This window comes from Pseudomonas sp. lyk4-R2A-8 (assembly GCF_030209095.1).
Taxonomy (GTDB): domain Bacteria; phylum Pseudomonadota; class Gammaproteobacteria; order Pseudomonadales; family Pseudomonadaceae; genus Aquipseudomonas; species Aquipseudomonas quebecensis.
In genome coordinates, this window is record NZ_JARVSS010000024.1 from 1 (window position 1) to 6,384 (window position 6,384).

Annotated in this window: 6 protein-coding genes; 3 read left to right on the plus strand and 3 right to left on the minus strand. The window is 62.9% G+C overall.

What is annotated here, in order from left to right; translation table 11 throughout:
• Positions 1 to 228: 228 nt before the first annotated feature.
• Positions 229 to 1,377: an aldose epimerase family protein gene (locus QRN10_RS21120; RefSeq protein ID WP_253506685.1), complete on the minus strand. Its 1,149-nt coding sequence runs from the start codon at positions 1,375 to 1,377 to the stop codon at positions 229 to 231.
• Positions 1,378 to 1,513: 136 nt separating this feature from the next.
• Here QRN10_RS21120 and QRN10_RS21125 point away from each other — a divergent pair, with 136 nt between their 5' ends.
• Complete coding sequence (locus tag QRN10_RS21125) at positions 1,514 to 2,281, plus strand: SDR family NAD(P)-dependent oxidoreductase (protein WP_181076972.1); 768 nt, start codon at positions 1,514 to 1,516, stop codon at positions 2,279 to 2,281.
• Between the two features lie 77 nt (positions 2,282 to 2,358).
• On the opposite strand, the gene QRN10_RS21130 is transcribed toward QRN10_RS21125, so the two are convergent.
• Positions 2,359 to 2,955 (minus strand): glutathione S-transferase family protein, encoded by a 597-nt coding sequence (locus QRN10_RS21130; RefSeq protein WP_285429063.1) that lies wholly within the window; start codon positions 2,953 to 2,955, stop codon positions 2,359 to 2,361.
• A gap of 113 nt (positions 2,956 to 3,068) precedes the next feature.
• Entirely contained in the window at positions 3,069 to 4,031 is a 963-nt protein-coding gene (locus QRN10_RS21135) for an AraC family transcriptional regulator (RefSeq protein ID WP_181076976.1), read from the minus strand.
• A 100-nt stretch (positions 4,032 to 4,131) separates the two neighbouring features.
• On the opposite strand from QRN10_RS21135, the gene QRN10_RS21140 reads away from it, so the two are divergent.
• A complete protein-coding gene (locus tag QRN10_RS21140) occupies positions 4,132 to 5,367 on the plus strand; it encodes an MFS transporter (protein WP_181076977.1) in 1,236 nt (411 codons plus the stop codon).
• Between the two features lie 44 nt (positions 5,368 to 5,411).
• The gene (gene yghU, locus QRN10_RS21145; RefSeq protein ID WP_285429064.1) at positions 5,412 to 6,245 is read left to right on the plus strand and encodes a glutathione-dependent disulfide-bond oxidoreductase; all 834 of its coding nucleotides are present in this window, start codon (positions 5,412 to 5,414) and stop codon (positions 6,243 to 6,245) included.
• The last annotated feature ends 139 nt before the right edge of the window (positions 6,246 to 6,384 follow it).

The following is a 6,384-nucleotide window of genomic DNA, read 5'->3' on the forward strand; positions in this document are numbered from 1 at the left end:
GCCGTGGTCATCGACCGCATGAAACAACGCTGACTCCAGGCCATGTGAGGACTGAATGTGGGGGGCGCTTGCCCTAATGCCAGTCAGTTAAGAACTCAGTTGATCCAGCCCAGGCAATGACCATCAAAAGTGGGAGGGGGCTTGCCCCCGATAGCGGTGTATCAGAAGCAAAAATGCAGACTGACACTCCGTAATCGGGGGCAAGCCCCCTGCCACGGTAAGGCGGTTTTAATCAGCGCTGAACTTGAAGACGGTGTTCTGGGTATACGTCTGCCCCGGATTCAGCCGGGTCGAGGCAAACTTGGGCTGGTTAGGTGCGTCCGGAAAGTGCTGAGTCTCCAGGGTAAACCCACTCCAGTGCAGGTAGGTCTTGCCGGCCTTGCCCTTCACCGAACCGTCAAGGAAGTTGCTGGTGTAGAACTGCACGCCCGGTTCGCTGGTGTACAGCTGCAGGCGTCGGCCGGATTCGGGGTCGTGTACCTCGGCGGCCAGTTGTTTAACGTCACCCTTGTTGTCCAACGCCCAGTTGAAGTCAAAGCCGCCTTGTTTCGGCTCGGCGAATTTGAGTTGCGGATGGTCTTCCTTGATGTGCTCACCGATAGGTGTCGGTTTCAGGAAATCCATCGGCGTGCCTTTGACCGGTGCCAGTTCACCGGTAGGAATCAGCGTGGCGTTCACCGGGGTGTAGTGGCTGGCGTGCAAGGTCGCGACCTGCTTGAGAATGTCGCCATTGCCCGCGCCGGCGAGGTTGAAGTAGCTGTGGTTGGTGAGGTTGAGCACCGTCGGTTTGTCGGTGCTGGCCTTGTAGTCGATGTGCAGTTCGTTCTTGTCGTTGAGGCGGTAAGTGACCTCGGTGGTCAGGTTACCGGGGAAGCCCATCTCACCGTCCTTGGACAGGTAGCTGAGCTTCACACCGACCGAGTCCTTGTCCTTGACCGATTCGGCTTTCCACACCTGCTTGTCGAAGCCCTGGGCGCCGCCATGCAGCGAGTTGGGGCCGTCGTTGAGGGGCACTTGGTAGCGCTTGCCGTCCAGTTCGAAAGCACCGCCGGCCAGGCGATTGCCGAAGCGTCCGATGGTGGCGCCGAAAAACGCGGTACCGCTCTGATAGCCTTGCACGTCGTCGAAGCCCAGCACCACGTCATCGACCTTGCCATGCTTGTCCGGCACTTTGAGCGATTGCAGCACGCCACCGTAGGTAATCACCGTGGCTTGCATACCGTGGCTGTTGCGCAGGATGTACTGTTCGACCGGCGTGCCGTCGTTGGTTTTACCGAAAGGTTTGTGCTCGCTGGACAAGCCGGTCGCCTGAGCGCCGCCACTGGCAATCAGCATCGACAGCGCCAGGCCGGAGAGCAGGTATCGAGGGTGCTTCATGATCGAACTTCCTTTTGTTGTTTTGAGTGGAATAGTTCTACTAATAGCGATATTTTGTCGTTGTGACAGCGAATTTATAGCCTTTAACCATCGTTTCGTAAAATAAAATAAGACTAATTAAGCGAGGCATCACTGTATGAGTACTGAGCACGCCGTTTACCCCGACCTCAAGGGCAAGACTGTACTGGTGTCTGGAGGTGCCTCGGGGATCGGCGAATTCATGGTGCGTGCGTTTGCCGCACAGGGCGCCAGGGTAGGTTTTGTGGACCGCGCGCAAAGCCAGGGCGAACGCCTGGCGGCGCTGTTGAGTTCACGCGGGCATGCGGTGGAGTTCGTCTGCTGTGACATTACCGACGAGATCGCCTACAAGGCCGCCATCGGTCGCTTTGAACAGTCCCTCGGCCCGATCACTGTGTTGGTCAACAACGCCGCCAACGATGTGCGCCATACCCTGGAAGAAGTCGACTCGGACACCTTCGACCGACTCATCGCGGTCAACCTCAAGCACGCGTTTTTCGCGGCCAAGGCCGTGGTGCCGATGATGAAAAGCGCAGGCGGCGGCTCGATCATCAACCTGGGTTCGGTGGGTTGGATGATGGCCTCCGCCGGTTACCCGGTATACGCCGCCAGCAAGGCCGCCGCCCACGGTATGACCCGCGCCCTGGCCCGCGAACTGGGCCCGAACCGCATCCGCGTCAACACGTTGGTGCCGGGCTGGGTGATGACCGAAAAGCAACTGGCCATGTGGGTCGATGACGCCGCCAAGGACCTGATCGCGCGCAGCCAGTGCCTGCCCGGCAGCGTACTGCCCGAACACATCGCCAATATGGCGTTGTTCCTGGCCTCCGACGCGTCGGCGATGTGTTCGGCGCAGAACTTTATTGTCGATGGCGGCTGGGTCTGAGCCGAACACCTTCAGTTCAGGCAGCCCAGATTAATGTGGGAGGGGGCAAGCCCCCTCTCACATTTGAACTGCGGCGCTTAGGCGATCGGGTAACGCTTGAACGCGGGATGCTGCTCCAAGCGCTCGGCATGCCGTTGCAGATGGGGAAACGCATCCGCCTTGACCACCGAGGCCACAGTGAGCTGACTGAACGACCAGGCGACGGCGGCTGTGATCGACGCCTGGGTCAGCGCTTCGCTGTCGCCCAACTGTTTGTCCAGCAACCCATAGGCCGCAAGCAGTTGGCCGGTCACGCGTTCAAGCCACGGCGCGTGCAGTTTCTCGGCCGGGCGCAAGTTGTGCTCATAAACGATCTGCACGCTTTTCTCACAAGCTGCCAGGGCCAAGCCAAGGATGTGCAGGTCGCGGGCAAGTGCGCCAGGCTTCTGGGGCAACAGCTTCCTGTCGGCAGGGGCCAGGGTTTCGAGGTATTCCAGGATCAGGCTGGAGTCCATCAACACCGTGCCATCGTCCAGCACCAGGGTCGGCGCCTTGACCACCGGGTTGATCTGCGCGAACTCATCGAAGGTGCGGAACACGGACAAGGGCTCGTGCACAAAATCCACCCCATATAACTCCAGGGAAATAGCCACGCGGCGCACGTAGGGCGAGTCCAGCATGCCGATCAGTTTCATGAAGCCTCCATTGCTGTCAGGGTGAGGGATTCAGAGATTAAGGTTCCTCGGTCGCGCCGCGCAATGGCTGATCGGCCTCTATCCACCGCTCAACAGCTCGACGGGTCGGGCCTTTATGCCGGGCTTCTGAATCCCTGGCGGCTGGCGCCCGGTGGTTGCCCGGTGATGCGTTTGTAGGCGCGGCTGAAAGCGGCCTGTGAGGTATAGCCGAGGCGGTACGCCACTTCCTCGATGGGCAGGCGCTCCAGGGTCAGCCACTGGCTGGCCAGGCGCATGCGCAGCTCGGTCACGTAACGCAGCGGTGGCACCCCCAGGGTGGCCTGGAAACGATCGGCGAACACCGAGCGCGAGGTATGACAGTGCGCCGCCAGTTCGGCCACGCTCCAGTCGCGGCCCGGTTGCTGGTGCAGGGCGAGCAGGGCGCCCGCCAGGCGGTTGTCGCGCAAGGCGGCCGCCAGGCCCGACGCGTTGGCGCAGGCGCATTCGACCCAGCCGCGCACGATCATCGCCGCCACCACATCGGCCAGACGCGCCAGGATGCCCGCATACCCGACGCGCGCGCTGGAGACTTCGCGTTCCATCACCGCCAGGATCGGCATCAGGCCGGGGTAACGCTGGCCTCCCGCGTCGATCAGCATCAAGGCCGGCATCAGGTTGCCCAGGCCCTGGATACTGTCGAGTTCGAACTCCATGCAGGCGCTGAACAGCAGGGTATTGGCAGGCTCGTCGGGCGAGGCGTTCACGGCACACACGGTATCGCCCAGCGGGGCGGCGTCGAAGCTGGCGATGTCCTGCACGGGGTCAGCCGGTTTGGATAACAGCGCATGCGCGCCACCGTGGGCGATAAACACCGCGTTTCCCGCCGACAGCTCAAAGAGGCTGCCGTCTTCCATTCGCAAGGTCGCGCAGCCGGCAGCCAGGAAATGGAAATACGCATGGCCCGGCTTGGCCGCAAAGCCGATGCCGAACACCGGCCCGGCCTGGATGCGCCGGTACTGCACGCCGCGCAGGCGCATGCTGCGCAGCAGTTCGTTGATCAGTTCGGAAGACAGCGTGAACGCAGTGTCGGTTGGCATGCTCGGGGTTTCAGTCAAAAACTCAAGGGTTTGAATCATAGATCATCCAGGTAGTGAAACCTAGACTGGCCGTCACGCTAATACCTGAGGATGGTTTGTGATGAATGATTGTGTGTGCCATGCCCCTGCCCATGACAGGGTCGAGCCGACCACCCCGGCCTGGATGGCGGTGTTTTCCCTGGCGATGGGCGTGTTCGGCCTGCTCACGGCCGAATACCTGCCGGCCAGCCTGCTGACACCGATGGCCCTGGACCTGGGCGTATCGGAAGCGCTGGCCGGCCAAGCGGTCACGGTCACGGCGGTGGTGGCCTTGTTCGCCGGGTTGCTGGTGCCCGGCCTGACGCGCGGCATCGACCGGCGCCTGGTGCTGTTGGGGTTCTCCACGCTGATGATTGCGTCCAACCTGCTGGTGGCGTTCTCGTCCAGCCTCGTGGTGCTGTTGTTGATGCGCATCCTGCTGGGCATTGCCCTTGGCGGTTTCTGGAGCATGGCGGCGGCCGTTGCCATGCGCCTGGTGCCGGCGGCGTCGCTGCCACGGGCGCTGTCGATTATCTTCAGCGGCATTGCAGTGGGTACCGTCGTCGCGGTGCCGCTGGGCAGCTACCTCGGCGGCCTGTATGGCTGGCGCAGCGCCTTCGTGGCTGCGGCCGCCGTCGGCGTGGTGACCCTGGCGTTCCAGCTGTTCACGCTGCCGCGCCTGGCACCCAGCGGCACCGCGCGGCTGCGCACCGTGCTGGACGTACTCCTGCGCCCCGGCATTGCCATTGGCATGTTCGGCTGCGTGCTGGTGCACACCGGGCACTTCGCGCTGTTTACCTACATTCGTCCGTTTCTGGAAAGCACCACCGGGGTCGGTACTGAAGGCCTGGCCCTGATGCTGCTGGGGTTCGGCGCGGCGAATTTTGTCGGCACGCTGTTGGCCGGCTGGTGGCTGGTGCGTAACCCGCGCGGCACGTTGGTGTTGATGCCGGCATTGGTGGGGGCGGCGGCGTTGGCCCTGGTGTTGCTGCCCGCGTCGCTGCCGGGCCAGGCATTGCTCCTGGCGTTGTGGGGCATGGCGTTTGGCGGCGTGCCGGTGGCGTGGTCGAACTGGGTGGCTCGTGCAGTGCCGGATCAGGCGGAAAGTGCCGGTGGCATGGTGGTGGCGTCGGTGCAATCGGCCATCGCGGCGGGTGCGGCCGGCGGGGGCGCGATGTTCAGTGCCACGGGCATCGACGGAGTGTTCCTGGGCGCAGGCTGCCTGATGCTGCTGGCGGCACTGTTGATCGCGCTGCGTGTGCAGGTGCCTCGGCATACGTCGGCAGGGAGTGTGACGCACGCCCGGTCTTTGGTTTAGTCTGAAGCGCTCAGCTGTTCGCAAACGCCTCTGGAGTAGTAAGCATGACCGATTACGTACCCCCTAAAGTCTGGACCTGGGACACCGAAAGCGGCGGCACCTTCGCCAGCATCAACCGGCCGATTGCCGGTCCCACACACGACAAGGCGCTGCCGGTCGGCAAGCATCCGTTGCAGCTGTACTCCCTGGCCACGCCCAATGGGCAGAAGGCCACGATCCTGCTCGAAGAACTGCTGGCCCTGGGGCACACCGGTGCGGAATACGATGCCTGGTTGATCAAGATCGGCGACGGCGACCAGTTCGGCAGTGGCTTTGTCGACGTCAACCCGAACTCGAAAATCCCGGCCCTGATGGACCACAGCGGCGCCACGCCGATTCGGGTGTTCGAGTCCGGCGCGATCCTGCAGTACCTGGCCGAGAAATTCGGCGCGTTCTTCCCCACCGAACCGGCGGCCCGCGCAGAGTGTTTGTCATGGTTGTTCTGGCAGATGGGCAGCGCGCCGTACCTGGGCGGTGGTTTCGGGCATTTCTATGCGTATGCGCCAAGCAAGATGGAATACCCGATCAATCGCTTTGCCATGGAGACCAAGCGCCAGCTGGATGTGCTGGATAAGCGCCTGGCCGTGAGCGAGTACATTGCCGGGGACGAATACACCATCGCCGACATCGCCATCTGGCCCTGGTACGGTGGGTTGGTCAAAGGCCGCTTGTATGGGGCGGCCGAGTTTCTGGCGGTGCACGAGTACCCGCACGTACAGCGCTGGGCCGAGGCGATTGAAGCACGCCCGGCAGTGCAGCGTGGGCGGCGGGTGAACCGGGTCTCGGGCGAGCCCCATGAGCAGTTGGCTGAGCGGCATGACGCAAGTGATCTGGATTGAACCGCCGATGATCGTTCCCACGCTCTGCGTGGAAACGCCTCCTGGGACGCTCTGCGTCCCGCCGGCCGCTGCAAGTCTTGGCGGCTGCGCACAGGTGACGCAGAGCGTCACGGGCTGCATTCCCACGCGGGAGCGTGGG